This window comes from Pseudomonas graminis (assembly GCF_900111735.1).
In the GTDB taxonomy this organism is placed as follows: domain Bacteria; phylum Pseudomonadota; class Gammaproteobacteria; order Pseudomonadales; family Pseudomonadaceae; genus Aquipseudomonas; species Aquipseudomonas graminis.
On sequence record NZ_FOHW01000005.1, the window covers coordinates 97242 to 124062 of the forward strand.

Here is a 26821-nt window from a genome sequence, read left to right on the forward strand (position 1 = left end):
TCCAAAGCCCGTTTAACGCTGTAATCATCACCCTTCCCGCTTGCCAACTGGCGTCGCGTCACACTGCTTCCAACCACGCTGAAACAGGGCGTTACGATATAACAGAAATCGTGAAATTTTCGTCTGATTATTCGTTTGCGCAGCCCTCAATGCGGGTGCGGACAGGCAGCAGACAGCTACAGGCTCACTTGGACAAACAACACGTGGACGCCAGATCAAACGTGCCTTGAAACGTTTTTTTCCCCTTTGTGCGAACAAGATGCCGAGATTGTTATCTGTTTGTTGGTAATTTGCGTTCGGCAAGGATTGGGAAAGCGCACTATTTTGTGCAGGAAGGCACAGCATCTTCAGAGGCTTCACCATATGAATCGCAGAAATCTCTTGAAAGCGTCCATGGCGCTGGCAGCCTATAGCGCGCTGCCCGCGTCAGGTCTTTATGCGGCACGCGCGCTGGCTGCGGCGGCCGATGGCGACATCGAACACTTTGACTTCAAGACCTTGCAGGACAGCGCCAAACAGATGGCCGGCAAGCCTTACGTCAGCACCAAGCAGAACCTGCCGCCAACCTTGGCGAACATGACGCCTCAGCAGTTCAACGCGATCAAGTATGACGCCGGTCACTCCCTGTGGAACGACGTTAAAGGCCAACTGGACGTGCATTTCTTCCACGTCGGCGCAGGGTTCAAGACGCCGGTTCGCATGTACAGCGTCGACCCGGCGACCCAGCAGGCGCGTGAGGTACATTTCCGCCCTGAGCTGTTCAACTACGAAGCCAGCCGCATCGACAAGAGCCAGCTCAAAGGCGACCTGGGCTTCGCCGGGTTCAAGCTGTTCAAGGCTCCCGAGATCGCCATCAACGACGTGCTGTCTTTTCTGGGCGCCAGCTACTTCCGCGCCATCGACAGCAACAAGCAATACGGTCTTTCCGCCCGGGGTCTGGCGATCGACACCTACGCCCATAGCCCTGAGGAATTCCCCGACTTCACGCAGTTCTGGTTCGAGAAGCCGACCAAAGACGCCACACGCTTTGTGGTCTACGCGCTGCTGGACTCCCCCAGTGCGACGGGCGCGTATCGCTTCGACATCGATTGCCAGGCTGACCGCGTGGTAATGGACATCGACGCGCACATCAACGCGCGGGCCGACATCGAGCAGTTGGGCATTGCCACCATGACCAGCATGTTCAGCTGCGGCACCCATGAACGCCGCATGTGCGACACCCTTCACCCGGAAATCCACGACTCTGACCGGTTGGCCATGTGGCGTGGCAATGGCGAATGGATCTGCCGCCCGCTCAACAACCCGGCCAAGATCCAGTTCAACGCGTTTGCCGACAAAGACCCGAAAGGCTTCGGTCTCGTGCAGACCGACCACGACTTCAAGACCTACCAGGACACCGTGGACTGGTACCACCGCAGGCCGAGCCTGTGGGTCGAGCCGACGACGGCATGGGGCGAGGGCTCAATCGATTTGCTGGAGCTGCCGACCACGGGAGAAACCCTGGATAACATCGTCGCTTTCTGGAACCCGAAAGTGCCGGTCAAGGCCGGCATGTCGATGAATTATGGCTACAAGCTCTACTGGAGCCCGCTGCCTCCGGTCAGCACGCCACTGGCTCAAGTGCACGCGACGCGTTCAGGCATGGGCGGTTTCATCGAGGGCTGGGCTCCGGGCGAGCACTACCCGGAAGTCTGGGCGCGGCGTTTTGCCGTGGACTTCAACGGCGGCGGGCTGGACCGATTGCCGGAAGGTTCGGGCATCGAGCCGATGGTCACCGTGTCCCACGGCAAAATCCAGGACTTCAATGTGCTGGTGCTGCCGGACATCAAAGGGTTCCGCGTGACGTTCGATTGGTACCCGACCAGCGACTCCGTGGAGCCGGTGGAAATGCGCATGTTCATCAAAACCGGTGACCGCACGCTGAGTGAGACTTGGCTGTATCAGTACTTCCCGCCCGCACCGGACAAGCGTCGCTACACCTGAGTCTGATCAGCTGACCGTATCGCGGGATTCAAGCTTGCTCGTGAAATGGCGTATCAGCCGCTGAATATTCAACGGTTGTGCTGCCATCTTCGCGAGCAAGCCAATGCTCACAATGAGTCCTGTCGCCACTCGATTACACACATCTCAAGACAGCGGCCAGCACTCGGAACCTGTAACGGAAATGAGTCATAGAAAGCCACCGACAGGGGTGGATTTCCCCTCCTTTTTATAGCGTCAATTTTCTATCCGTCATTAGAATCAATGAGTTACGTTTTACGATATTTGGCCATGACTAAATATGTCCGTAAATTTGACTATTTGATTGACAGCCCCCCGATCTGCGGCTGATATATCCCTGCCGCGCCGCTCGCGAGGGGACCGAAACGCCCTTCTCCTCCCCCGCTGCGACCAATCAAATCATCGCGATTGCACGCCATCGACCGCCATTGGCGCTCGGCGGCTGCTCGCACGCTGACGTTTATCACACGTACAAATGCTCCCGAGGGGCTGCACATGATGTCGACTTCCCCCGTTTACGTAGAAAAACCTTCTTTGCTTTCATTCGAGAAATCCATGGCGATCGTGCTGGTTGCGATCAGCCTGATGGTCGTCGAGACCTTCAACGGGGCTCTGCGTTTCTATCTGGATCAGGCTGGGATTTCCGTATTGCTCTACGCCCCGAAGGTCGCTTGCCTGCTGTTCTTCGCACTTGAGCTGCGCAGCTTCAAAGCCGGGCCGGGTGTCTGGTTGAGCCTGCTGGTGCTGTTCCTGTCGGCGGGATGGGGAGCACTGAACGGCGCCCAGGCCGGGAATTTTGCATTCGCGCTGTACGGGATCAGCCCGCTGCTCTTCGGGATCGCCTGCGGTGACCAGATCATTCGCCACAAGCGCCTGTTCATGTGGGTGATTGCCTTCTGCCTGCTGGCTTCGCTGGTCGGCATTGCCCTGGACCGGTCTGTCAGTCTGCCGTGGAAGGGCTACAGCTACACCGTCGGCGGCACCGAGTTGAGCGCCAACACCGCGTGGACCTCCGAAGACATAGACCGCCCGGCAGGATTCGCGCGGATGTCCAGCGCAGTGGCCAGCATCATCTCGATTTTCAGCCTGTACCTGATGGCGACCCTGCGCTCGAAGTTGCTGGGATTGGTGGTCTGCGTGATCGGTCTCGCCGGCGTGATATTGACCACCAGCAAGGCGCCAGCATTGGCGTTCATCGGCGGTGCCGGTCTGCTGGTGATGATGCGGTTTCGCTGGACGGTACGGGCGACCATCGTTGTCGCGGTCGTCCTCGGTATGTCGCTGCCCTTCGTGGCGATGATGACCGACTTCGATGCCAACAAAATCTCGTCCACCAGCTCGCTCGCATCCATCTATGACCGGCTGATCAACACCTGGCCCAACGTCATTCGGACGCTGATGGACGAGGATCGAACGCTCACCGGTGTGGGCTTCGGGCTGGTTGGCAGTGCCGTGGCCGCCTTCCCGGTTCCCGGGGCCAGCATCTTCATGGTTTCCGATAGCACCGTGGTTTACCTGTGGGCGACGTTTGGCTTGGCCGGGCTATTTCTCTACGCGCTGCACATCCCGTTGTTTTTCATCCTGGCGGACAGCGTCACCCGTTACGGCAAGGCGTTGCTGGTGACGAGCTTTTGCATCTGCATCGTCAGCTGGACGACCGATACGCTGGAGGTCACCCTCGCCAACATGTTCCTGGGCATGGCCATCGGGCACGCGCTGGCCATGAAAGCGCGGGGCAGACAGCGGGCCCCAAAGCCCCATGAGTTGCCCACGTGGAACGGCCTGCCGGGCCTGAGTTGACCGAGGCAATCCTATGAGCGTTCGAAGCATTGGCCTGAGCGGCCTGGCACTGATGGCCGCCCTGTGCGCTGCGAATGTCGCCGGGGCCGAGCCTTTTATCGTCGGTGTTGCCACCCACTCGATGAACAACACCGGGCAACCGCTGCGCAGCCTTCAGATGGCGCGCGAGGCTGGCGTCACGTCCATTCGCGATGACGCCTTCTGGTCTACGGCCGAACCTGTGCGAGGCCAGATGCAGATCATTGCGCCGTGGCGCGCCTGGCTGAGCACTGCCAAGGGACTGAACCTCGCCCCGATGGTCATTCTCGGCTACGGCAGCTCATATCAGGGCGGCGCGAAGCCGCGCAAGCCTGAGGTAAAGATTCCGTACCTGAAATACGTCGACTACCTCACTCGCCAGTTGGGTAATCCGGTCAGGTTTTATGAAGTCTGGAACGAGTGGGATCTGGACGGCGCGGCCGATCCGCGTCTGAGTAACGACTACGTCACGCTGGTCCGTGACGCGGCACCGATCATTCGCAAGAACAATCCCCAGGCACTCGTGCTCGCCGGCGCCGTGACGACCCTGGGGATCAAGAGTGGATTCGTCGACCGCATCCTGGCTGCAGGGGTGATGAAGTACGCCGATGGCCTCTCGCTGCACCCCTATGTGCACTGCGAAGGCAGCTACCGCAATACGCCGGAAAGCTGGATCGGCTGGATGCGTGATCTGGACCGTCGAATCAGCGCCAAGGTTGGGAGGCCAGTGCCTCTGTATCTGACCGAGATGAGCTGGCCAAGCCACAATGGCAATTGCGGTGTTAGCGCCGAGCGCCAGTCTGCATACCTGGCGCGCGCGTACTTCCTTATCCGCACGCTGCCGAACGTCAAAGGCATGTGGTGGTATGACCTGATCAACGATGGCACCAACCACACCGACCAGGAGCACAACTTCGGCCTGCTTGATGACGATCTGCGCGCGAAACCGGCTTATTCGGTGCTCAAGGCCATCAGCCCTTACCTGCCTGACTTCACCTACGAGCCGGCCAACAGCCTCCAGTCCGACGGAGTCTTCCAACTGGCCCTGAGCAATGGCCGCGAGCGGATTCTGGTGGCGTGGGTAAGCGGTCGCGAGCACGAAGTCAGCATTAGCGCTACGGCCATGAAAAACAGACCGGTGCGCATACTCGATACGCAGACGCCGGACAAAGGCATGACCGACTCTGCACAGCAGTGGGTGTGCGATGCCCAGCGCTGCTCCGCCCGGCTGACACTCACGGAGTTTCCAAAAATCATTCGCTTGAGTCCCGACGCCTGACGACCGTACGTCCGTACGTATGAAACCGGCCTGCCCCTGTCAGCGCGGGTTTTTTATGCGCTGCAGATGCAAATAGTGGCAATACGACATTTACTGGACATGTCTTGCTGTTACCTTACGGCCTGGGGCAGACACACTGCCGGGGGAACGTATGGGGCTTCGAGGAAGATTCATCGTTGGCTGTTTGCTCGGGCTGCTCGTGGTGCCAGCAGTGGCTGAGCCTTACATCGCGGGCGGAGCCCAGTGGAAGCCCTATGCCTACGAAGACAAAGACGGTCATATGGAGGGGATCTCCATCGACATCGCACGACGTGTGATGAAGCTGGCCAACTTGGACGTTACTTTCGTCACCTACCCGGTCAACCGCCTGCAGTCGATGCTGCGCAAGGGCGAGATCGATATCAACTACGCTGACGCGCTGATCTGGAACAGCCCTGAGGAGCAACGTCGATACGTGTTCTCCAAGCCCTATTCCACGGTCAAAGAGCACCTGTACTTTCTGGCGGACCACCCTGCGCGGGGCCAGACCATCGCGCAACTGGCGCACCTAACGATTGGCATGGTCCGGGGCTACAACTACTGGGCCCTGGACCCGGCGATCGAGAAGCACCGCCTGACCCGGCTGGAAACCTCCAGGGACGAAGCGCTGATCAAGCTGCTCCAGAGCAAACGCGTCGACGCCATCGCCATGGTCGACGACAACTTTGATGAGCTGGTCTCAAGCAATGCGCTTGATCCCGGCCAGTTCGTCCAGGGCGCACGACTCAGCGAAGCGCCGCTGGTGTTCAAGCTCCAGCCGCAATACGCCTCGTGGTTGCCGCGTATCAACAGCGCGATCGACAGCCTGAACAAGACGGGCGAGCTGGAGTGCATTCGACGCCAGTATTTGCCGGGGGCGCAGGTGGCGAAGTGATCTCCCCGCCGAAGCGAGTCCTACTGGCACAACGCTTAAACTGTTGTCCTGACTTCCACATTCAACCCCAACATCTCGCGGGCGATTCGGTCGGCATCGACGAAGGCGCGGGAATAGCTGCCCGAAGACGGGACGTAGTGGTTGTAATAAGTGGAGCCTTCGACGAGAGGGCCGGTTATCCACAAGTTGGGTTGTGCTCTACCTTCGCTGTCTACGAACACGCCCTCTCCGTCTTCAGTCAGGCTGTTGATAACTCCGATATCCTTTAATAAGCGGATAACTTTTGGCAGCGACGAACTGTCACGGGCGCCGCTGACATGTGCGCTGATGACACGTTGTAAGGGGATGATCAGATTCTCTGCGAGAACCACGCTGGTGAGGTGTCGATCCGCACTGTGGATAACTTGGGAAACGTGCACCCATTTGACAATTCCCGCATCGGCCAAGGCCAGCAGTTCCTGATGACGCTCCTTCTGCGGCCCGGCGACCATTCGATTGACGTGGGGCGCGTATTCTCCGAAGAAGACTAGACGTGAATCAGTTGTGAGTCCTCGGTTATCCACAACCCGACGGAGCTGCTCACGGCAACTTCTCCACACTTCGATCGCAGCCTTGATCGGACTCGAATCCAGGCCCAGTGAACTCTCCGCAGTGTCGCGCTCGATGAATGCGCGCATGGATTGGGGATAATCCGTCGAATCCATAAATGACCCGCGCGGGTTATACACAGCCTCATCCAGCGGCAGCGCCTGGAAGCGCGCGGCCATTTCCGCCGATACGGTGTCAAGCCGGTCCAGGTAATACGCGCGCACAACCTCCGCTTTGATCTTTAACGCCGACTCGCCTTTTTGGTGCGCAATCATCCCGAAGTATTCTGCGAGCATTTCAGCTTTGATCAACGGCAGTACCTGCAGCTCGAAATCCAGGCCGTCGGGGTTTTCCGCTCGAAGACTCGCCACCGCTGACAAGGTGAAAATCAACGCAGCATTTGAGGTCCGATGAGGCACTATGTCCGGCCGGGTGCGGTACGGCAGACCGCTACGGGAGAATAGATAGATAGACGGCTCCCCGCCGCCAGGCTCATAGCGCAAGCCATCCGGCAGATTGCGAAATTGGCCTCCGCGCCCGACCGTTAGACCCGCGACAACATCCATCGCAGTAAGCCCCAGCCCTTCAATACCGACCGCTTCTGTGGATAACACTGAGTCGAGCGATCCGAGGGGTGTATAAGCTGCGGACGATCCGGGCCGCTCCTCTTTCGAACCCTTCATCCATTGCGCGTGACCAACAGTGATCGCCAGCCAATCCACTGCACAACTCAATTCATCTGTGGACAGAACAAACTGGCCCATATCTGTGTGCTCAATGTTATCCACAGCATGAGGTTGATGAATGACACGCACGTTTGCGGGCAGACCAGAAATCACCTGTTGGTAAGTCCACGCCAGATACTCTCCTAGCCAGCTGCGCGGCAGGAACTCATTGGGTTGTACGCTGCGTTCTGCAGATTTATGGCACAGGCACCATTCGTAGAAGTTTGGTCCTTGCCGTCCCGTGTGTCCGTCGAGGGCCGCCGCGTCCGGAAACATCGAAATCTGCGAAGCGACGGTGTTGAGCATAAGGTATTCAGGCTGGTCGACGGCATGCAAGCCTGGCCCCGGGGGCTGGGGGTCAAATACGTTCACTTCGATGTGCCGGGCCGTGTTGACCGCCAGCGCACAGATACGCTCCAGCACCGTTAACCCGCGTGAGCCACACCCGACAATACCGATGCTGATAGCGTCTTTTTCCAAGCCTGGGGATAACTTTTCGCCCGCCAGCGCTGCGCTCAGTTCCATCTCAAGGTCTCTCCGAAGAACGATTCGATACCGACGCCACGGGATTCTGCCAGCGCGGTGTCGACGATGAATTTACTCAGCGCCAGGTCCAGTACGCCCAAGCCGAACGGCGAGAAAATCGAGGGCTTTGCGGGGTCAAGCCCGACCTCGCCACGGATAAGGCCGGCCAGCGTCCCGTTCATGAAAGCTCGGCTGCCGGTCAATTGCTCGGTCAGGTGTGGCGATGTATTGGCCTTCATGCAGTGCTCAATGTCGTCACAAAGGTTGTTGGCTTCCAACAGCAGCTGCGGGGCGATGTCCCGCAACGAGATGTTCAGCACGACTTGGCCGGCGCGAAACCCCATTGGCGGTTTGACGTACGGCTCGCCGGCCGTGGTGGCGAAGATCACCAGATCTGCCGATAGCGTTTGCTCCAGACTTCCAGTCTGGGCTGTGCATAAGTCGGCATTTTCGATAAAGCCTGTCAGAGCGTCCGCAGACGCCGCGTCGAAATCGTGCACAACCGCGTGACTGATATCCCATCCTTCAACGCTGAGCATCCGCGCGATGTTGCGGGCAATCACCCCTGCGCCGATAAATCCTACTGACGCAACCTTCCGTGACTGACCGTTGAGCCAGTAAGCGCCTGACACCGCCGATGCGGCTGTTCGCACCGCGCTGATCTGCGCGCCTTCAAGGCAGGCGTAGGGATAGCCAGTCTCTCGGTCATTGAGGATAACGACGGCTGACGCCCTCGGCTTATGCTGAGCGACGTTGCCGGGGAAGCTCGAAATCCACTTGATTCCCGCCACGGCGTCTTCTCCCTCCAGCGCCGCCGGCAGCGCGATGATCCGGTTGGCGGGTTGTTGAGGGAAACGAAGAAAGTAGCTGTCCGGGTTGAGCGTCTGGCCGTCATGGTGCTGCAGATACACCTGCTCGATGCGCCGCACCATGTCGTGGGCGTGGCTGTCGAGAATGTCTTTGATCACAGCGCCGGGGATCACATGGAAGTCAGACATTCAGCGCCTCTCCCTCGAAGGTGTGGACGTACTGCTTCACATACCGGGCGATCGGCTGTGAGCTGAGCGCCGTCAGCTCGGCGCGTCCGAACTTCTGCATCACCCACTCATCGTTGTAGATCGTCTCAAGGTAACGCTCGCCGGCGTCCGGCGAGATCGCCACGACTACGGCGTCTTTGGGAATCCCCAGCGAGGGCGCTGCCAACCCGGCCACCACGGTCCCGGTGGAGCCGCCCGCCAGCACGCCATTGGATTTCGCCAGCCAGCGACACATGGCCACGGTGGCGCGCTCATCCACCACCTGCTGCTTATGCAAGTGATGGGCGCGGAAGATCGGCGGCATCTGGCTGGAGCCGAGTCCCGGAATGAAGCGCGGTCCGGGCGGCTGACCGAAAGTCACCGAACCGGCGCTGTCCACCGCGATAATCTTGGTGCGCGGCGAATGTTTGCGGAAATACTGCACGCAGCCCATTAAAGTGCCGGTCGTGCCGGCGCCGACCACCAGATAGTCCAGCGCCGGGAAGGCGATATGAATCGAGCGCGCTGTGGTGTGCTCATGGGTCTTGGCGTTGGCCGGATTGCTGTACTGGTTAAGCCACAGGTGACGGGGATCGCGGGCGACGGCATCGCGAATGTAACGAATGCGGGTGCCCAGATAGCCGTCATTGTCGTCGCGCTCGGTGACGATGATGATCTGCGCGCCGAAGGCTTCCATCATCTTGATGTTGTGCAGGTTGGTGTTGGGATCAACCACACAGCAGAACTTATAGCCACGCTCGGCACAAATCATCGCCAACGCCACCCCAAGATTGCCGGACGACGACTCGATAAGCACGGTGTCCTTGTGGATAAGTCGGCGCTCTGCATAGGAGTCGATCAGGCCGATGGCCGTCTTCATCTTGATCGAGCCTGCGGGGTTGCATGACTCAAGCTTCAGATGCAGGTTTTCAAAACCCAGGCCTTTTACCCTGACGAAGTTCGAATCGCCGACGATGTGGGAAATGAAATTCATGGCCGTGCCTCAACGCGTGTGCGCCGGGAATGGCTCAGCATGGTCGCCACCGACGCACGCTCCCGGGGCTGGGTCGCCAGCAGCGCATCGGTCAGGTGCTGCGCCCGTACGGCAACCATTGAAAACGACTGAGCGTCGCTGATGCCGTGGGTCTTTTCCGACGTTCCGTTCGCCAGGATCTGCACGCCTTCACTGTGCTGCAGGGCGACCCGGTAATGCCGGTCAACCGCAAGCGTGCCGTCCTCGTCGCGGACCAGCCAGGGTTGCAGCAGGGTCAGCAGTGGTGGCACTGCAAGCTGCTCGTAGCCGGTGCCCAAAACAATCCCGTCGACGTACAGCACGGTTTCAACGCCGGTATTGCTATCACGCAGCACCACCGAATAGGCATCGCCCACCTTTTCCACTGAAGCCACTTCGGACCAGGCATGCATGTTCAGACGCCGGTGCCCGGTAACCTCGCCTTCGTACAGGAAGGAGTAAAGCGCCTGACTCTCGTCGACGTCGATGCCTGCGTAATTGGTCGCGCGGATCTCCTCGAATACCCGGCTGCGTCTGCCGGGCTCAAGGTCGTGGAAATAATCGATGTGCTCTGGCAGGAAGGCCATGTTGGGAAATTGCCCCAGCTGCCCCACCTTGAAACCCACGCCGCGGTGCACTGAATGGACTTGCGTGGTGGGGGCGGCGCCGAGCAGGTGCGTCACCGCCTCCCCCGCGCTTTGACCCGAGCCCAGCACCAGCCAGCGCTGCGCGATCGGACCGCCGCCCAGGTGGATGTTTTTCAGGTACCGGGAGGTGTGGAAGACCCGGCCGCCGAGGTGCGGGCTGAACGCGTCCGGTATACGGGGCAGGCTGCCGTGGGAAAGCACCAGACGCTTGGTGCGATAAGTTCCGTTGACCGTGACGACATCGACGCCCTTCAAGATGCCTTTTTCCGCTACCGGCAATACGTCGAGGACGCCTTCGTCGTAGGCGACATAATCCTTGAGTTGCGCAGCAACCCAGGCGATGTAGTCGGACCATTCCACCCGGCTGGCCGGACGGCCCAACAGGCCAAACGTGTGCAGACGACCCTTTTCTTTCAGGTACATGGCGAAGGAGAAGCGGCTGCGTGGATTGCGCGGCGTCACCAGGTCTCGAAAGACATGGTGGTTGATGTCGGTGCCCGCCAGTAGAAACGCGCCATGCCACGTCGAGTCACGCCCTTTTTCGAAGAAGCGCACGCGCTGGAAAGGCTTTCGACCGTTGCCTTCCGCCTCGTCTTCCATCGCACAGGCCAGTGCGATACCCGCCGGGCCGAAGCCTACCGAGATGACGTCCAGGGTTTCACGCACACCTTCGATTTCATACTGAGTCATGGTCATTCTTCCTGAAAGTTGTAAAAGAGGTGGCGCGCTGTTGGGCAGGCCGCTTCAACACAGCAGACGTCGTTCGTGGACGTGCTGGTCGGTGTAGACCCACAGCGAAACCCGGGCGTGACCGTTCTCCCCGTTGCTGAAGCTGACAGGGCCGGCGGGGGTGGCAAATTGATCAAAGCGCAGCGCGTCCAGCAGTCCGCGCTGCCCGGCGGCTGCTCGGTCAACCAGAGCAAATGCCGCAAGGGTCTCGACGGCGTAAACCGGTGCCTGTTCGGCGTAGATCTGCTGATAAACCGCATCGAATGACTGCGCCTCAACCAGATCTCCCGCGATGGGGAAGCTAATGACGTACACCGTCCCGGTTTGCGCAATGCCTTCCACCAGCGCAGGAGACGCGGCGTCGTCGGTGAAGAAGATCGGCAATTCACAGCCCGCAGCGCGGTTATCCACAAGGAACTGGCGGCTGGCTTTCAAACGCCCGCAAAAAACAACGGCGTCGGCATTATTCACATCGGCTACCAACTCGACTGTGGATAACTGCATGGCCTCTTGCAGTTCATGCCCCTGCTGGCGGCCATGCAGGCTCGGGTCGGTGAACAAAGCGAGCCGTCGCAGGCCTTCAGATTCGGCAAACTCAATCAGGCGCGTGGCCAGAAGTCGGTCAGAGGCGCAAATCCGGAATGTGGTATTCCCGGAGCGGGTCAAGGCTGCGCAAGTGGATGCGGGCAGGATCAGCGGAATTCCAGCCTGTGCATAACTTTCCACCGCTGCGGCGGCAGAGTCGGAAGCGAAGTGACCGATCACTGCATCCACCTTTGCATCAATGAAGTGCCTCGCCGCCGCAACGCCTCCCGCCGCGCTCGCGCCGTCATCAAAGTAAAAATGGCGCGCGCGGCGCACGTGGGGATACAGATGGCTGGACAGGTACACGCTGCGCAAAAAACCGCGCGCATGCAGTGTCGTGCCGACGTCGAGCGCCGCGCAAATACCCAGACGCATCATGACAAAGCCACCTCGGCGAACCGCGAAGGGCGGAACGCTTCCATGACCGATCGGTAAGCCTCGTCCATCGACACGCCGGACATCAAGCCGCTCAGCTCGAACGCCAGCAGCTCGGCAACATTCGGTGCCATTTTGAAACCGATGCCGCAAAACCCGGTAGCCAGGAGCAGGTGGCTCTTGGCGCTGGAACGGCCGATCAGCGGGCGGCCGTCTTCGGAGTACGCGTCCCAGCCAACCCGTGTGACCACCGGCAAAGTGTGGTGCCGGTCGTAGCCGAGACGAGAGATGCGGTCCATGACGTCTTGCTCGTTATCCAGCGGGGCTAGGTTCAGCTGATCCGCATGTTCCGCGCGCTGACGTCGCTGGCCGCCCACTTGCACGAGATTGCGGCCCAGCGGGAGCAGGTAGGTATTCAAGTGGTGAGCAATGATCGGCATGCTCGGGGCCTGGTCGCAGCCGAAGCGCGTGAACGGAATCGTCCGCGCGTGCACGGCGTTGTGCGGCCGGGGCATTGGGCCACTGGCGCCACAGGCATCGACGACCCATGTCGCCTCCAGACACAGTTTCCCGGCATGAACCTGAACATGGCCATCCAGTTCGACGCAGTGGTCTACGGCCAAGTGATCGAGGTACGTCGCTTTCTCACTGACGTAGCGACATAGATTCGACACCGCAACGCGAGCATCGACCGTGCCACCGCTGCGTTCGATGAGCAGGCATTCGCCGACACAAAACGGCGAGAACCGCCCGTTATCCAGCGCGTCGACAGAAGCGTGCAGCTCGATGCCCTCGGCGCCTTCGCTGTCCACTGCTTCCAGATATTGCCCGCACACTTCGGCGCTGGCGATGTAGGCGACACCACTATGGTTGAGTGCACTCTCGTAAAGAGCATGGACAATCCCGGGATTGCCATAAAGGGAGCCGCGGCGAGTCAAGGGACGCAACGTGGCGTCCAGCTCCAGACCGCGGACAATGCCGCCCGTGTCCCGAGTTGCACCCTGAGCGCCAGCGATACCTTTCTCCATCAGCGCCACATCGAGGCCGCTTTCAACCAGCGCCGCGGCGATCGAAGCGCCCATGATGCCGGCTCCGATCACGATCACATCAAATGAAGTTTTCATCGTCGTTGTGCGCCTCTCGGTCAGATTTCGTACTCGACCGCACTGACATACACCAGCTGCTGCAGGACTTCGTTTTCAGTAAAACGGCAATAGCGCAGGATCTGTTTCGCCAGATCCGGGAACACTGGCGCGCCGATGGCACCGACCAGCGCCATGTACGGCAGAATCCGCTTGCCGAGCGTCTGACGATCACGGGCGGCGTTGATGATGTCCGACAGCAGCACCGCGAGGCCCTTCATGCTGAAGTGGTCCACCGACGTCGCTTCGAACCAGCGCGCGACCAAAGTCTTGAGGGCCGCCGCGTCCGCCGCACTGACTTTCAGGCTGTCGCCGTCCACCCGTTCGCGCTCGGCCTGGGCGGCCAGCTTGACCAGCACCTCGTTGAAGGTTTGCTCACGCCAGGCGGAGAACTTCTCGACATCGAAATCATCGGTGTACTGCTCCGGCGCGATCAGCGCCAGATAGAAGCGCGCGCTGTCGGTGCAGGCCTCTGCCACCAGGTCCCGCGCCCAGATCGCATAGTTGCGGCTGGTGGAAAGGTTCTTGCCGTTCAAAGTCAGGAACTGGTTGGTGTAGAAGGTCTGGCGCATGCGATAGCTGTGCATGGTCTGCAGCAGCGAGGGGTAAACCAACATGTGGCTGAAGGCGCAGTCGTATCCCAGAAAATGCACCAGCCGGCCTTTGCCCGAGCGGCAGTATTCGTCGTACTCCCATGGCGCAAGCTTGTGTTCGTTGAGGTATTCGCGGAAGGCCGCCAGGTAACCGGACAGCCCCATAACCCAGGTGTGTAGGCGACGGCTGCCATCGGGATTGAGATCCAGGCCGCCGTCGTGGGGCCGGGTGATGCCCCAGTCCATCGGACCGATATCGAATTCCTCCTCCAGAAAACGGCGAATGAAAGGCCGCAGCGGCGCATGTTCAAACGTACTTTTCAGGTGGTTACGGAAGTTCGACAACGCGAGAAATTCGCGCTCTATCGGTCGCCAGATCATCGGCGCTGCACATAGCTTGCAGCGGAAGTCGCTCATCTTCGAGGCATTGGGTGTATGGGCGCATTCTTCGCACTGGCTGGCATCCGAGTCCGAGCCACAGTGATCGCAATTACCCCGGCCGAAGGCTTCGTAGCCCCACTTATCACAGTGTTCGCAATACGGTTCCTGGCTGACCTTTTTGTAAATGGTCCCCGCCTTCACCGCGTACTCGTACATCTCCTCCACGGCGTTCTTGAAGTAGCTGTTCCCGTACGGGCGCATCCAGAAGTCGACCTGGATGCCCATCTTCTCAAGCGTGTCGTTGATCTTATCGGTGTTCTCCAGCGCCAGTGCTTGGGGGGTACGGTCCAGCTCAATACCTCGAAGCAGCATGTAGGACTGATAGTCGTCGGAGTAGGAGACGAGGGTGCAATCGTGGCCGCGTTGACGCTGAGCGCGGGTGTAGATATCCGCTGCCAGAAAAGGCCCCGCCATATGACCAATGTGCAAATCACCGTTAGGCGTCGGCGGCGTGATCGTCACGAGTAGCTTGCCCATCACGACGCCCTCTGATCGGACACGTCATGAACCGTTGCCCTCTGCAGGGCGAACTCATTGGCGGCGACTGACTGCCGGGCGTCTTCATCGAGAAAGCGGTTGGCGGAATCGCGATCCCACCACACGACGTAGAAGTGGAAGTCTTCGTCAGTGTCGTTGAACACATAGTGATCGGTGTGTTTGGGAATGGCGGCGATGTCACCCATGGTGAACGGGTATGTCTGATCGCCGACGATCAACTGTGCGGTGCCTTTGATGCCGATAAAGAATTCCTGGTCTATCTGGGTATGGGACAACGATTTAGTGTGAGGCCGCACGACGCACCAGCCGCCGCCGATGGGCGTCGGATAGCCATTCCATGGCAGTAACCTTGCGCCATCCAAGTCATATTCATGAACCAGCTTGTCCCACGCCATGGGGCGAAAAATATCGAAATCAGTCATGAGGTTTTCCTTCAGCCGGAGCATCCTGCTCGCTGTTTTATCGGCGCCAGACTGGGCTGACGGGCGCATGCCAGTTAAGGGATAAACTGAAGAAAAGTGAGCGACGGGGCAAACTAGAAATCCGCAATCAGCGGTTAAGTTTGACTTAACGGGTCTTGGCTTATTTATTTGAATAATCAACAAGTTGATCAGTTTCACCGGTATAGGTGTATCACCTACGGACACTGAAGCAGGACTTAACTGCCTGACAACTAACCAACACTTTATGACACCGCAGAAATTGAGGGTGTACGCACTGGCCTCTTCCCGGCTAAAGCCAGTCCTACTGACACACCGCGTACACACTGTGGGACCGGCTTTAGCCGGGAAAACCTCGGTGGCCACAACGCAGACTCGGCGGTGTGCAAACGCGAACTATCGTGTGGTGAATTCACGCTGACTGGCGATGGCCTGAGACACCAGCCAGTCACGAAACTGTTTGCTGGACTTGGGGAGAATGGCCGTTTCGTCATAAACCAGGTAATAGGCGATCGGCGTGTCGATGGCCGCGCGAAATGGCACGACCAGACGGCCGGACGCCAGCTCTTCTCGAATCAGCGAACGGCGCACCAGCGCAATGCCCATTCCCGCCAGCGCAGCCTCGATGACCCCGTTGGAATCGACAAAAACCGAGCCCTTGTGAACGGCGGCCTCGCCGTCTTCGATACCCACTGCACGGAGCCACAACGCCCAGTCCTCGCGGTGTTCGTCGTGCAAGAGGTTGTAGCTCTTCAGGTCGATGGGCGACGACAGATACCGGGAATCCGGCAGCAATGAAGGGCTGCAGACCGGCTGCAGCCGGTCGTTGATCAGCATCTCCACTTCCAGACCGGGATAGCGCCCAAGGCCGTGGCGCACGGCGAAGTCGACACCGTCGCCGAGCAAATCAACCAGCCGATTGGTGGTGCTGATCAGCACCTCAATGCCTGGGCAGATGGCTTGGAAATCAGGAAGGCGTGGCAGTAGCCATTGCATGGCAAAGCCGCTGGTGCAGCTGACAGTGATTGTATTGGGACCGTTATCGCTCATCAGTCGCTGAGTAGCGTCGGAGATCTGTCCGAGCGCGGGACGAATGGCTCGCAGGTAAATCTTGCCCTCGGCGGTCAGTTCCAGGCGCTTGGTATTACGGATGAACAGCGTGACGCCAACGGCTTTTTCGAGCTTGGCGATCTGTTGGCTAATGGCCGCAGGGGTCACGAACAGCTCGCCGGCCGCGCCTTTCATGCTGGCGTGGCGCCCCGTCGCTTCAAAACACAACAGCGCGTGGAGGGGCGGAAATTTCATGCCTGACCTCGGTTAAGAAAATCTAATGTGCTTAAGAAAAGCTCGCTTGAGCACCGCCCCAGACACTGCTCAAATCATCACACCCCGACTCGACGAGCGTCAATCAACAACTTTTCGGTCAGCGGATCGGCGATACGGATCAAGAAAGGAAGCGCAATGAAAGTGTCCGACTATGTTCGATTAATTGTTCTGGCCGCCATCTGGGGAGCCAGCTTTCTGTTCATGCGCGTTGCTGCCCCGGTATTGGGCGCATTACCAACTGCCTTCTTTCGCGTGTTGCTCGGCGCCATTGGCTTAATGGTTATTCTGGCCATGTTAAGAACCCGGCATGAGTTCAACGGCAAGTTCAAATCCACTTTGGTCCTCGGCGTCATCAATTCCGGCATTCCCTTTTTGATGTACAGCATGGCGGCCCTGTTATTACCCGCGGGTTATTCCGCCATCTTGAATGCAACCACACCATTGATGGGCGTATTGATAGGCTCGATATTTTTCAATGATTCTCTGACACCCAAAAAAGCCGTCGGCGTGTTTCTCGGTTTGCTAGGCATAACGCTGCTGACCACAACCGGCCCGGTGACCTTTACCACGTCGGTGGTCATGGGCGCACTCGCTTGCCTGGTCGCGACCAGTTGCTATGGCGCCGCAGGATTTTTGACCCGTCAGTGGATCGGCGACCGGGGAGGATTGGACGCCAAGCTGGTAGCGTTCGGCAGCCAGATCGGCGCGACGCTGTTTCTGCTGCCCTTTTTCGCCGTCTCCGCCACCGTTAATCCGCCGGCCACCTGGGGCGATTCGTCCGTGTGGCTGTCCTTGGCAGCCGTTGGTTTCGTGTGCACGGCGTGCGCTTACATTCTGTACTTCCGCCTGATCGCCGACATCGGCCCGGTGCGCTCGCTGACCGTAACCTTCCTCATCCCGCCATTCGGTGTCCTGTGGGGAGTGATGTTCCTGGGTGAAAAGGTGTCTGCCGGACACCTGTACGGCGGCGGCCTCATCTGCCTGGCCGTGTGGTTCGTATTAAGCCAAAGCAAGCCGAAACCGGCGCCTGCCCCCCAGGACCGCGCCGCAATAACCTCATAAAAAAGTTATCCACAACAGATGTTCAGTGCCGAGTGAGCTCGCGGCCCGGACCGGCTGTACCTGAAATATCCAATGCCGGGTGATAAACACCCTTTTGGGATTCATCCGATGGCAACCCCTGGACGCTTTTCCGTCACTTGGCACACCGGCAGCAATCTCACAGCGAGGTATGCAGGATGAGCAGAGCGATCCCGTTGATAGCCCTCCGCACGTTCGTTGAGGTGTGCAAGGCCGGGAGCATGAAACGTGCAGCGGATCAGCTGTGCGTGTCACCGGCGGCCATCAGTCAGCAGATCAAAGGTCTGGAAGACCAGATCGGCAGGCGCCTCTTCGAGCGAGACGCCAAGGGCATCCAGCTCACCCCTTGCGGACGCAGCCTGTATGACGAGCTCGCCGGCACTTTCGACGTCATCGAAAAAGCCTGGTCAGGCGCTGCACTCAAACCGCCACGCCCGACGCGCCTGGTGATCAGCACGACTTCCACGATTGCCAGCTCCTGGCTGATCCCGGCACTGAGCGGCTTCAACGAGCGCTGTCCCAACGTCGAGATATCGATCCAGATCTGTAACGGTCTTTCGGAGCTCAAACACGGCCATGTGGATATCTGCATTCAGCGCGAAATGGCAGCCAGTTGTGATAACCACGCCACGCATTTATGGTCGTCGTATTTGATTCCCGTGTGCAGCCCGCATCTGCTCAGCACCCAGCGCAACATTCAGAGCCCGCAAGATTGCCTGACATTCCCGCTGCTACAGGACACCGAGCGCAATTACTGGAAGGTCTGGATGAACGCGTTCGGCATGAGCAACCGCAAGATGATTCAGGGTTCCAGCTATGGCGACGAGTCCCTGTTGATCAGTGCGGCCTGTGCGGGTCAAGGCATTGCACTGGTGAACAGCGTCTTCGCTTCCGAGGCCCTGCAAAGCAAACGCCTGGTGCAGGTCACCAATGCCACCGCGGAGCTCAAGTTCGACTATTTCGTGTACTGCGCGAAAGAACGGCGCGAAGAATGGGCGATTGCGGAGTTCATGGGGTGGGCTGTGCAGCAGGCGGGCAAGACTGCGAAGGGGCATGCGCGGGAGATTGAAAGCGCGGGCCAGGTGGCTTGATTCAGTTCGGACAAGACTTTGAAAACATCTTTCAATTAATCATGGGGCTCATGCCTATCGAGTCCCGCGATGGGAGACCAGCTCCGGGATTGCCCATGCGGCGCTGACTTCCGCTGCGAAAGCACCGTGAACGTTCGTTACGGACATCATAGAACAGCTGTGTGGCCTGCTCGCCAGTCAGAGTCCCTTCTGTTCGTGCCTGCTCGATCCGAGCGAGCAGCGCGTCACACTCATCTTCCAGTCTGGGCCGGTCGACCTTATGCAGATCGTTTATGGATTGCTTGAGAGCATCGAGCATATGGATCACCTGGATCGCGCTTTCCCTGGGGTCACTGCGAAGTGCAGACATGAAGCATTGCAACATTCATTACTGTCCGGCTTGACCTGAGAACTGCTCAACGGCGACCACAACACTCTTGGCACCTTGCTGAATGTCCTTGATCACCTCGTCCGCCTCACTCGCCAAATCCAGCGCCGCACCGGCCTGCTGTCTGCTTTTTCCGATCAAGGTCACAGCGCTGGACGCCAGCACCTGATTGTTTTTCACGACATCAAAGATTTCCGCCGTCGCTTTAGTGGTTCGAAGGGCCAGATTTCTGACCTCGTCGGCGACCACCGCAAACCCCCTGCCCTGTTCCCCGGCACGTGCCGCTTCGATTGCTGCGTTCAGGGCCAACAGATTGGTCTGGTCCGCGATGCTGCCGATGGTTTTGACGATGGTGCCGATTTCCTGGCTCTGGGCATCCAGTGCTTCAATGCCATGGGCCGCATCTTCCATCAAGGCAGAAAGCGTATTGAGGGTCGTGACCGTGTTCTGAATGACTTCGCGACCTTGCTGTGCGCTGGCATTGGTCCGAACCGACGTCCCGTGGGCCATGCCGGCTGCTTCGGAGACAGCGCGTTCGCGGGTGACCTGGTCGGTAATAACGGTGGCTAATTTGGCAATCTTGTACAGCTTGCCATTGGCATCCACGATTGGATTGTAGGAAGCCTCCAGCCATACCTCGTTGCCATGTTTATCGACTCGGCAAAACCTTCCCGCGACATAGGATGCCTGTCTAAGGGTCTGCCAAAACCGATCGTATTCCTCTGACTGAGCGTCGGATGGCACGCAAAAGATTCGGTGGTGCTTGCCCAGGATTTGGGGAAGCGTATAGCCCATAGCCTCGAGAAAATTCTGATTGGCTGTCAGCACTAACCCATCCAGAGAAAACTCGATAACGGCCGTGGAGCGCATCAACGCCCCCACCAGTGCTTCGTTCTCCCTGGAAGCTTCAATGGTTCTCGTCAGCACGCTTGAATACATGACGATTCGTTCGACTCGCCCACTCTCACCCGCGAAAGGTATAACCATTGCCCGTAGCCAGACGTGTCGACCGTCGTGGCTGCACAGGCGCAAGGTACCGCTGTAATGCTTGCCTTCGGCGATTGCATCCAATGCGCGACGCTGATGGACATCGCCCTGCAGTTCAGAGGGACTGAATTCACGCAGGGTTCGACCGACCAATTCAGCCTGTTTGAATCCCAACTCTTTCTCGAACTGAGCATTCACCTCCAGGATGACGCCTCCCGCATCCAGAGTGACGGACACGGTTTCGAGATCCAGAGTTGCCTTTACCTGCTCCAGGGCTCCCAGCTGTTTTTCCAATTGCTGGATTCTATTTTTCAACCGGGTATTGAACATGAGGGCCGCTCGCATTGACTTGAGAAGCTATCGACGCAGCGAGCGAAACCTTGAGCAGCATGGCCAGCATAATGATGGCCGGTAGAGATCAAGCATTCAATCCAGCGTGTAGGCCCTCCTTTGCCTACACATCAACATCCTGCGAATGCTCTGAAGCTCAAGAACAGTAGGCTGTGGATAACTTATTCCACCGTCACAGACTTCGCCAGATTGCGCGGCTGATCCACATCCGTACCCTTCAGCACTGCCACGTAGTACGAGAGCAGTTGCAGCGGGATGGTGTACAGAATCGGCGTCAGGGCGTCGAGGATGTGGGGCATGGAAACCACATGGGTGCCCTCCCCGTTGACCATGCCGGCCTGTTCGTCAGCGAAGACAATCAGCTCGCCGCCCCGCGCACGCACTTCCTGCAGGTTGGACTTCAGCTTTTCCAGCAGCTCGTTGTTAGGTGCCACGGTGACAACAGGCATGTCGCTGTCCACCAGTGCCAACGGGCCGTGTTTCAGTTCGCCGGCCGGATAAGCTTCGGCGTGAATGTAGGAAATCTCCTTGAGCTTCAACGCCCCTTCCATCGCCACCGGGAATTGCGCGCCACGGCCCAGGAACAGGGTGTGATTCTTCTCGGCGAACAGTTCGGCGATTTTCTCCACGGTCGTGTCCATTGCCAGCGCTTCACCCAGGCGGGTCGGCAGGCGGCGCAGTTCTTCGACTAGTTCTGCTTCCACGCCAGCGCCCAGCGTGCCTTTGACCTGACCCAGTGATAGCGTCAGCAGCATCAGCGCGACCAACTGGGTGGTGAAGGCCTTGGTAGAGGCGACGCCGATTTCCGGGCCGGCCTGAGTGAGCAGGGTCAGATCGGATTCACGCACCAGCGAACTGATGCCCACGTTGCAGATCGCCAGGCTGGCAAGGAAACCCAGTTCCTTGGCATTGCGCAGCGCGGCCAGGGTATCGGCGGTCTCGCCGGACTGGGAGATCGAAACGAACAGCGTGTCCGGCTGGACCACGACTTTGCGGTAGCGGAATTCGCTGGCGACTTCGACCTGGCAGGGAATGCCGGCGAGACCTTCGAGCCAGTAACGCGCGACCATGCCGGCGTGATAGCTGGTGCCGCAGGCGACGATTTGCACGTTGCGTACTTTGGCGAACAGCTCCGCCGCTTGCGGCCCGAACGCCTGCACCAGCACCTGCTGCTGACCGAGACGGCCTTCCAGGGTCCGCTGCACGACTTTTGGCTGCTCGTGGATTTCCTTGAGCATGAAGTGGCGGTACTCACCTTTGTCCGCCGCTTCTGCGCCCTCGTGATACTGGACGATCTCACGCTCGACAGGCAGGCCGGATGCGTCCCAGATCTGCACGCTGTCGCGACGGATCTCGGCGATGTCGCCCTCTTCCAGGTACATGAAACGGTCCGTAACCTGACGCAACGCCAGCTGATCGGAGGCGAGGAAGTTTTCCCCAAGGCCCAGACCGACCACCAGCGGACTGCCACTGCGAGCGGCAATCAGGCGATCCGGTTGCTGTGCGCTGATGACCGCAAGTCCATAAGCGCCGTGCAGTTCCTTGACCGTAGCCTTCAGAGCAGCGGCCAGATCGGGCGTGTCCTGGAGTTTATGGTGCAGCAGGTGGACGATGACTTCGGTGTCCGTGTCAGACGTGAACACGTAACCAAGACCCTTCAGACGCTCGCGAAGCGGCTCATGGTTTTCGATGATGCCGTTATGCACCACCGCCAGTTGCTCGTTCGAAAAATGTGGGTGAGCGTTACGCTCCAACGGTGCTCCGTGGGTGGCCCAACGGGTGTGGGCAATACCGAGGCGGCCTGCGACCGGCTCACCGGCGAGTGCCCGCTCCAGTTCGTTGACCTTGCCAACCGTGCGGCGACGCTCTAGCACCCCGGCGTTGTTTAATAACGCTACGCCAGCGCTGTCGTAGCCGCGGTATTCCAGGCGCTTGAGGCCCTCCAGCAGGATCGCAGTAACATTCCGTTCAGCAACAGCGCCGACAATTCCACACATGGTCTTCTCCTAGGAAACAGCAGCGCAAATCAAGGTTACGCCGCGAGCCTGAATTTGTTCGCGCGCCTCTTGAGGCAGGCGGTCATCGGTAATAAGGGTATGGACGCTGCTCCAGGGCAGCTCCAGATTGGGAATCTTGCGACCGACCTTGTCGGCCTCGACCATCACGATCACTTCCCGGGCGACCTCGGCCATCACCCGGCTGAGGCCGAGCAGTTCGTTGAATGTGGTTGTACCGCGGGTCAGATCAATGCCGTCGGCGCCGATGAACAGCTGATCGAAGTCGTAGGAACGCAGCACCTGTTCAGCCACCTGGCCCTGAAACGACTCTGAATGCGGGTCCCACGTCCCGCCGGTCATTAGCAGGACCGGCTCGTGCTCCAGTTCACCCAGCGCGTTGGCGACGTGCAGGGAATTGGTCATCACCACGAGGCCCGGCTGTAGGCCCAGCTCCGGAATCATCGCAGCCGTGGTACTGCCGCTGTCGATGATGATCCGTGCGTGTTCCCGAATGCGGGCAACAGCGGCGCGGGCGATGGCTTGTTTGAACCTGGACACAGGCTGGCCGGGTTCGCCGATCAATTCCTGGGGCATGGTGATGGCGCCGCCATAACGACGCAGCAGCAGCCCGTTACTTTCAAGTGCGGCCAGATCCTTCCTGACGGTCACCTCGGAGGTTTCAAACCGCTTGGCCAACTCATCCACACTCACCTCGCCCCGCTCATTGAGCAAAGCAAGGATGTTGTGGCGGCGCTGAGGCGTATTACGTTTCGACATAGTGATCTTAAGTTTCGATTCGAAAGTTAACGAACGCAATGAAAGCTCATCGAAAGATATACGTCAAGGGGGAATGGGTATAGGGGAGGATGAAATAGGATGTGTTTGAACGATTTCCGCTCACACACCAGCATCGGCTGCCTGCTTGGTAGCAGCCGATGTGACCTAGGGATAACTCAATCTTTCTTGGTTTTCACCGGGCGCTTCCAGCCTTCGATGTTGCGTTGACGCGCACGGGCGACCGCAAGCTGTTCGGCAGGTACGTCCTGATTGATCGTGGAGCCGGCGGCAGTGGTAGCGCCCGACGCGATGTGCACAGGGGCAACCAGCGAGTTATTCGAGCCGATGAACACGTCCTCGCCCATTATCGTCTTGTGCTTGTTGGCGCCATCGTAGTTGCACGTGATGGTGCCGGCGCCAACGTTGGTGCGCGCGCCGATGACTGCATCACCCAAGTAGGTCAGATGACCTGCCTTGGCACCCTCCCCCAGATGGGCATTCTTCAATTCGACGAAGTTACCCACATGAGCGCGGGCATCGAGCACGCTGCCCGGGCGCAGACGGGCGAATGGCCCTGCATCCGCACCTTCGCCAACGATCGCGCCTTCAAGATGACTGTTCGCCTTGATGATTGCGCCTTTGCGCAAGGTGCTGTCCTTGATCACGCAGTTCGGCCCGATCGAGACGTCGTCCTCGATGACCACTCGCCCTTCAAGGATGACGTTCACATCGATCATCACGTCGCGGCCCGTGGTGACGTCGCCACGAACGTCAAAACGCGCCGGGTCGCGCAGCGTGACGCCCAACGCCATGAGTCGGCGGGCTTCGCGTTGCTGGTAATGACGCTCGAGCTCGGCAAGCTGTTTACGATCATTGGCGCCCTGCACTTCCATCGCATCATCAGGCTGGGCAGTTGCGACCACCAGGCCGTCGTTGACGGCCATGGCAATCACGTCAGTCAGGTAATACTCACCCTGAACATTGTTGTTGGAGAGGCGGCCCAGCCAGTCTGCCAGTCGCTTGCCGGGTACGGCGAGAATACCGGTGTTTCCTTCCTTGATCGCCTTCTGCGCTTCGGTTGCATCCTTGTGCTCGACGATAGCGCTGACGCGGTGGTGCGTATCACGAACGATCCGACCATAGCCGGTCGGGTCATCCAGCGTGACTGTCAGCAGGCCCAGTTGTTGATCGTTTGCCAAGGCAAGCAATCGGTGCAGGGTCTCCACTTTTATAAGCGGGACATCGCCGTAAAGAATCAGCACCGTTTCAGCGGTCAACACCGGCAGCGCTTGCGCCACTGCATGGCCTGTCCCCAACTGTTTGTCCTGCAGAACAAAACTCAGATCATCGCTGGCCAGTTGCTCGCGGACTCGCTCGGCGCCATGGCCAATAACCACATGAATGCCTTTTGGGAAAAGCTGGCGTGCACTGTGGATGACGTGGCCGAGCATCGATTTGCCGGCCACCGGATGCAAGACCTTGGGCAGAGCGGAACGCATGCGAGTGCCCTGACCCGCGGCGAGAATGACGATATCGAGAGACATGAAGGGATTCCAGACGAGCAGGCCACATTAGCCGGGCTGATAATTCAGGCGAGATAGCCGAAAAAAGAAAAAGGGTAGCCGAGGCTACCCTTTTACTCAATCGCGCAACGAGCCGTCGGTGTTAGCCGCCGAACTTCTTGCGAATTTGCTGAACGGTGCGCAGCTGAGCTGCGGCCTCCGCCAGACGTGCAGCAGCAGATCCGTAATCGAAATCTGCGCCTTTTTCATTCAGAGCACGCTCGGCAGCCTTGACGGCTTCCTGAGCTGAGGCTTCGTCCAGATCAGCAGCACGTTGCACGGTATCGGCAAGCACTTTGACCATGTTCGGTTGAACCTCAAGGAAACCACCGGAGATGTAAAACACCTCGGCTTCGCCACCCTGCTTGATCAGGCGGATCGGACCCGGCTTCAGATCGGTGATCAACGGTGCGTGACCTGGAGCAATACCGATATCACCCAGGTTACCGTGTGCAATCACCATCTCGACCAGACCGGAGAAAATCTCTCCTTCCGCGCTGACGATATCGCAATGGACTGTCATAGCCATTTGCCTGCCTCAACCTGATTAGCGCCCGTTGCCGGGCGCCTGGATTACAGTTTCTTGGCTTTCTCGATCGCTTCTTCGATGCCGCCGACCATGTAGAACGCCTGTTCAGGCAGATGGTCGTAGTCACCAGCGAGGATGCCTTTGAAGCCAGCAATGGTGTCTTTCAGGGAAACGTATTTACCCGAGGCACCGGTGAAGACTTCAGCCACGAAGAACGGCTGCGACAGGAAGCGCTGAATCTTACGAGCGCGGGATACCAACTGCTTGTCGGTTTCCGACAGCTCGTCCATACCCAGGATCGCGATGATGTCTTTCAGCTCTTTGTAACGCTGCAGAACATACTGAACGCCGCGAGCGGTGTCGTAGTGGTCCTGACCGATAACGTTCGGGTCCAGCTGGCGCGAAGTCGAGTCCAGTGGATCGACCGCTGGGTAGATACCCAGGGAAGCGATGTCACGGGACAGAACGACAGTGGCGTCCAGGTGAGCAAACGTTGTGGCTGGCGATGGGTCGGTCAAGTCATCCGCCGGTACGTATACCGCCTGGATGGAAGTGATCGAGCCTTCCTTGGTCGAAGTGATGCGCTCTTGCAGTACGCCCATCTCTTCAGCCAGCGTCGGCTGGTAACCTACTGCAGAAGGCATACGGCCCAGCAGTGCGGATACTTCAGTACCGGCCAGTGTGTAACGATAGATGTTGTCGACGAACAACAGAACGTCGTTACCTTCGTCACGGAACTTCTCAGCCATGGTCAGGCCAGTCAGTGCAACGCGCAGACGGTTACCCGGCGGCTCGTTCATTTGACCGTAGACCAGCGCTACTTTGTCCAGAACGTTGGAGTCCTTCATCTCGTGGTAGAAGTCGTTACCCTCACGGGTACGCTCGCCCACACCAGCGAACACGGAATAACCGCTGTGCTCGATGGCGATGTTACGGATCAGTTCCATCATGTTTACGGTCTTGCCGACACCGGCACCACCGAACAGACCGACTTTACCGCCCTTGGCAAACGGGCAAACCAGGTCGATGACCTTGATACCGGTTTCCAGGAGGTCGTTGCCGCCAGCCTGATCAGCGAACGAAGGCGCAGGACGGTGAATACCCCAGCGCTCTTCGGTTTCGATCGGGCCCGCTTCGTCGATCGGGTTGCCCAGTACGTCCATGATCCGGCCCAGTGTTGCTTTACCTACCGGTACGGAGATGGCTGCGCCGCTGTCGATAACGTCCAGACCGCGCTTCAAGCCTTCGGTGGAACCCATCGCAATGGTACGAACTACGCCGTCGCCCAGCTGCTGCTGAACTTCCAGAGTAGTTTCCGCGCCTTGTACTTTCAGCGCGTTGTAGATGCTCGGTACGCTGTCGCGTGGAAATTCCACGTCGATCACGGCGCCGATGATTTGAACGATACGTCCGCTACTCATTAGCTG

The 26821-nt window shown here is 58.9% G+C and carries 21 protein-coding genes and 1 pseudogene; 6 read left to right on the plus strand and 16 right to left on the minus strand.

Features of this window, described 5'->3' with window-relative positions:
• Positions 1-363: 363 nt before the first annotated feature.
• The 4 genes from BMY98_RS05875 (at position 364) to BMY98_RS05890 (ending at position 6011) form a co-directional block, all read left to right on the plus strand.
• A complete protein-coding gene (locus BMY98_RS05875; RefSeq protein ID WP_074886040.1) occupies positions 364-1983 on the plus strand; it encodes a glucan biosynthesis protein D in 1620 nt (539 codons plus the stop codon).
• Positions 1984-2496: 513 nt separating this feature from the next.
• Positions 2497-3801, plus strand: coding sequence for an O-antigen ligase family protein (locus BMY98_RS05880; protein ID WP_074886043.1), 1305 nt, complete (start codon positions 2497-2499; stop codon positions 3799-3801).
• 13 nt (positions 3802-3814) lie between these two features.
• On the plus strand, positions 3815-5098 hold the full coding sequence (locus tag BMY98_RS05885) for a hypothetical protein (RefSeq protein ID WP_074886046.1): 1284 nt from the start codon (positions 3815-3817) through the stop codon (positions 5096-5098).
• A 211-nt stretch (positions 5099-5309) separates the two neighbouring features.
• Complete coding sequence (locus BMY98_RS05890; protein ID WP_175514145.1) at positions 5310-6011, plus strand: substrate-binding periplasmic protein; 702 nt, start codon at positions 5310-5312, stop codon at positions 6009-6011.
• Between the two features lie 35 nt (positions 6012-6046).
• On the opposite strand, the gene BMY98_RS05895 is transcribed toward BMY98_RS05890, so the two are convergent.
• The 9 genes from BMY98_RS05895 to gcvA form a co-directional block, all read right to left on the minus strand.
• Positions 6047-7849, minus strand: a complete 1803-nt coding sequence (locus BMY98_RS05895; protein WP_074886051.1) for an FAD/NAD(P)-binding protein — start codon at positions 7847-7849, stop codon at positions 6047-6049.
• Positions 7840-8847: a 2,3-diaminopropionate biosynthesis protein SbnB gene (sbnB, locus tag BMY98_RS27890; RefSeq protein WP_074886054.1), complete on the minus strand. Its 1008-nt coding sequence runs from the start codon at positions 8845-8847 to the stop codon at positions 7840-7842. The genes BMY98_RS05895 and sbnB overlap by 10 nt, the downstream gene beginning before the upstream one ends.
• On the minus strand, positions 8840-9859 hold the full coding sequence (gene sbnA / locus BMY98_RS27895; protein WP_074886056.1) for a 2,3-diaminopropionate biosynthesis protein SbnA: 1020 nt from the start codon (positions 9857-9859) through the stop codon (positions 8840-8842). The genes sbnB and sbnA overlap by 8 nt, the downstream gene beginning before the upstream one ends.
• A complete protein-coding gene (locus BMY98_RS05910; protein WP_074886059.1) occupies positions 9856-11214 on the minus strand; it encodes a SidA/IucD/PvdA family monooxygenase in 1359 nt (452 codons plus the stop codon). Before BMY98_RS05910 ends, sbnA begins: the two co-directional genes overlap by 4 nt.
• Positions 11215-11268: 54 nt before the next feature.
• Positions 11269-12216 carry an ABC transporter substrate-binding protein gene (locus BMY98_RS05915; protein ID WP_074886062.1) on the minus strand — a complete coding sequence of 316 codons (948 nt, stop codon included), beginning with the start codon at positions 12214-12216 and terminating at the stop codon, positions 11269-11271.
• Positions 12213-13337, minus strand: coding sequence for an NAD(P)/FAD-dependent oxidoreductase (locus tag BMY98_RS05920; RefSeq protein WP_074886065.1), 1125 nt, complete (start codon positions 13335-13337; stop codon positions 12213-12215). The genes BMY98_RS05915 and BMY98_RS05920 overlap by 4 nt, the downstream gene beginning before the upstream one ends.
• A gap of 20 nt (positions 13338-13357) precedes the next feature.
• Positions 13358-14866 (minus strand): methionine--tRNA ligase, encoded by a 1509-nt coding sequence (locus BMY98_RS05925; protein ID WP_074886068.1) that lies wholly within the window; start codon positions 14864-14866, stop codon positions 13358-13360.
• Positions 14866-15309, minus strand: a complete 444-nt coding sequence (locus BMY98_RS05930; protein WP_074886072.1) for a cupin domain-containing protein — start codon at positions 15307-15309, stop codon at positions 14866-14868. The genes BMY98_RS05925 and BMY98_RS05930 overlap by 1 nt, the downstream gene beginning before the upstream one ends.
• Positions 15310-15723: 414 nt before the next feature.
• Complete coding sequence (gene gcvA, locus BMY98_RS05935) at positions 15724-16632, minus strand: transcriptional regulator GcvA (RefSeq protein ID WP_074886075.1); 909 nt, start codon at positions 16630-16632, stop codon at positions 15724-15726.
• A gap of 156 nt (positions 16633-16788) precedes the next feature.
• Between gcvA and BMY98_RS05940 the strand changes: the two genes are divergently transcribed.
• Both BMY98_RS05940 and BMY98_RS05945 read left to right on the plus strand, forming a co-directional pair.
• On the plus strand, positions 16789-17715 hold the full coding sequence (locus BMY98_RS05940) for a DMT family transporter (RefSeq protein ID WP_074886078.1): 927 nt from the start codon (positions 16789-16791) through the stop codon (positions 17713-17715).
• A 176-nt stretch (positions 17716-17891) separates the two neighbouring features.
• Entirely contained in the window at positions 17892-18824 is a 933-nt protein-coding gene (locus BMY98_RS05945) for a LysR substrate-binding domain-containing protein (RefSeq protein WP_074886081.1), read from the plus strand.
• Positions 18825-19191: 367 nt separating this feature from the next.
• Here the strand turns inward: BMY98_RS05945 and BMY98_RS28005 are convergent, their stop codons facing one another.
• From BMY98_RS28005 to atpD, 7 genes and pseudogenes are all read right to left on the minus strand, one after another.
• On the minus strand, positions 19192-19701 hold the full coding sequence (locus BMY98_RS28005; RefSeq protein WP_425438846.1) for a methyl-accepting chemotaxis protein: 510 nt from the start codon (positions 19699-19701) through the stop codon (positions 19192-19194).
• 30 nt (positions 19702-19731) lie between these two features.
• A pseudogene (locus tag BMY98_RS28010) lies at positions 19732-20523 on the minus strand (PAS domain-containing protein); the annotation flags it as partial.
• 167 nt (positions 20524-20690) lie between these two features.
• The gene (gene glmS, locus BMY98_RS05960) at positions 20691-22526 is read right to left on the minus strand and encodes a glutamine--fructose-6-phosphate transaminase (isomerizing) (protein WP_074886090.1); all 1836 of its coding nucleotides are present in this window, start codon (positions 22524-22526) and stop codon (positions 20691-20693) included.
• A 9-nt stretch (positions 22527-22535) separates the two neighbouring features.
• Positions 22536-23303, minus strand: coding sequence for a DeoR/GlpR family DNA-binding transcription regulator (locus BMY98_RS05965; protein ID WP_074886092.1), 768 nt, complete (start codon positions 23301-23303; stop codon positions 22536-22538).
• A gap of 176 nt (positions 23304-23479) precedes the next feature.
• Positions 23480-24847 (minus strand): bifunctional UDP-N-acetylglucosamine diphosphorylase/glucosamine-1-phosphate N-acetyltransferase GlmU, encoded by a 1368-nt coding sequence (gene glmU / locus BMY98_RS05970; RefSeq protein ID WP_074886095.1) that lies wholly within the window; start codon positions 24845-24847, stop codon positions 23480-23482.
• 121 nt (positions 24848-24968) lie between these two features.
• Positions 24969-25394 carry a F0F1 ATP synthase subunit epsilon gene (locus tag BMY98_RS05975; RefSeq protein ID WP_037016911.1) on the minus strand — a complete coding sequence of 142 codons (426 nt, stop codon included), beginning with the start codon at positions 25392-25394 and terminating at the stop codon, positions 24969-24971.
• A 44-nt stretch (positions 25395-25438) separates the two neighbouring features.
• Positions 25439-26815, minus strand: coding sequence for a F0F1 ATP synthase subunit beta (gene atpD, locus BMY98_RS05980; protein ID WP_037016914.1), 1377 nt, complete (start codon positions 26813-26815; stop codon positions 25439-25441).
• Positions 26816-26821 lie beyond the last annotated feature (6 nt).

Excerpts from the sequence above, each read along its gene's own strand:
- BMY98_RS05975 (WP_037016911.1), bottom strand. The coding sequence starts at position 25,394 with ATGGCTATGACAGTCCATTGCGATATCGTCAGCGCGGAAGGAGAGATT.
- BMY98_RS05940 (WP_074886078.1), top strand. The coding sequence starts at position 16,789 with ATGAAAGTGTCCGACTATGTTCGATTAATTGTTCTGGCCGCCATCTGG.
- BMY98_RS05930 (WP_074886072.1), bottom strand. The coding sequence starts at position 15,309 with ATGACTGATTTCGATATTTTTCGCCCCATGGCGTGGGACAAGCTGGTT.
- gcvA (WP_074886075.1), bottom strand. The coding sequence starts at position 16,632 with ATGAAATTTCCGCCCCTCCACGCGCTGTTGTGTTTTGAAGCGACGGGG.
- BMY98_RS28005 (WP_425438846.1), bottom strand. The coding sequence starts at position 19,701 with ATGGCCCACGGGACGTCGGTTCGGACCAATGCCAGCGCACAGCAAGGT.
- BMY98_RS05895 (WP_074886051.1), bottom strand. The coding sequence starts at position 7,849 with ATGGAACTGAGCGCAGCGCTGGCGGGCGAAAAGTTATCCCCAGGCTTG.
- BMY98_RS05915 (WP_074886062.1), bottom strand. The coding sequence starts at position 12,216 with ATGATGCGTCTGGGTATTTGCGCGGCGCTCGACGTCGGCACGACACTG.
- BMY98_RS05910 (WP_074886059.1), bottom strand. The coding sequence starts at position 11,214 with ATGACTCAGTATGAAATCGAAGGTGTGCGTGAAACCCTGGACGTCATC.
- sbnA (WP_074886056.1), bottom strand. The coding sequence starts at position 9,859 with ATGAATTTCATTTCCCACATCGTCGGCGATTCGAACTTCGTCAGGGTA.
- BMY98_RS05925 (WP_074886068.1), bottom strand. The coding sequence starts at position 14,866 with ATGGGCAAGCTACTCGTGACGATCACGCCGCCGACGCCTAACGGTGAT.
- BMY98_RS05945 (WP_074886081.1), top strand. The coding sequence starts at position 17,892 with ATGAGCAGAGCGATCCCGTTGATAGCCCTCCGCACGTTCGTTGAGGTG.
- glmU (WP_074886095.1), bottom strand. The coding sequence starts at position 24,847 with ATGTCTCTCGATATCGTCATTCTCGCCGCGGGTCAGGGCACTCGCATG.
- BMY98_RS05965 (WP_074886092.1), bottom strand. The coding sequence starts at position 23,303 with ATGTCGAAACGTAATACGCCTCAGCGCCGCCACAACATCCTTGCTTTG.
- atpD (WP_037016914.1), bottom strand. The coding sequence starts at position 26,815 with ATGAGTAGCGGACGTATCGTTCAAATCATCGGCGCCGTGATCGACGTG.
- glmS (WP_074886090.1), bottom strand. The coding sequence starts at position 22,526 with ATGTGTGGAATTGTCGGCGCTGTTGCTGAACGGAATGTTACTGCGATC.
- BMY98_RS05875 (WP_074886040.1), top strand. The coding sequence starts at position 364 with ATGAATCGCAGAAATCTCTTGAAAGCGTCCATGGCGCTGGCAGCCTAT.
- BMY98_RS05920 (WP_074886065.1), bottom strand. The coding sequence starts at position 13,337 with ATGAAAACTTCATTTGATGTGATCGTGATCGGAGCCGGCATCATGGGC.
- BMY98_RS05880 (WP_074886043.1), top strand. The coding sequence starts at position 2,497 with ATGATGTCGACTTCCCCCGTTTACGTAGAAAAACCTTCTTTGCTTTCA.
- BMY98_RS05885 (WP_074886046.1), top strand. The coding sequence starts at position 3,815 with ATGAGCGTTCGAAGCATTGGCCTGAGCGGCCTGGCACTGATGGCCGCC.
- sbnB (WP_074886054.1), bottom strand. The coding sequence starts at position 8,847 with ATGTCTGACTTCCATGTGATCCCCGGCGCTGTGATCAAAGACATTCTC.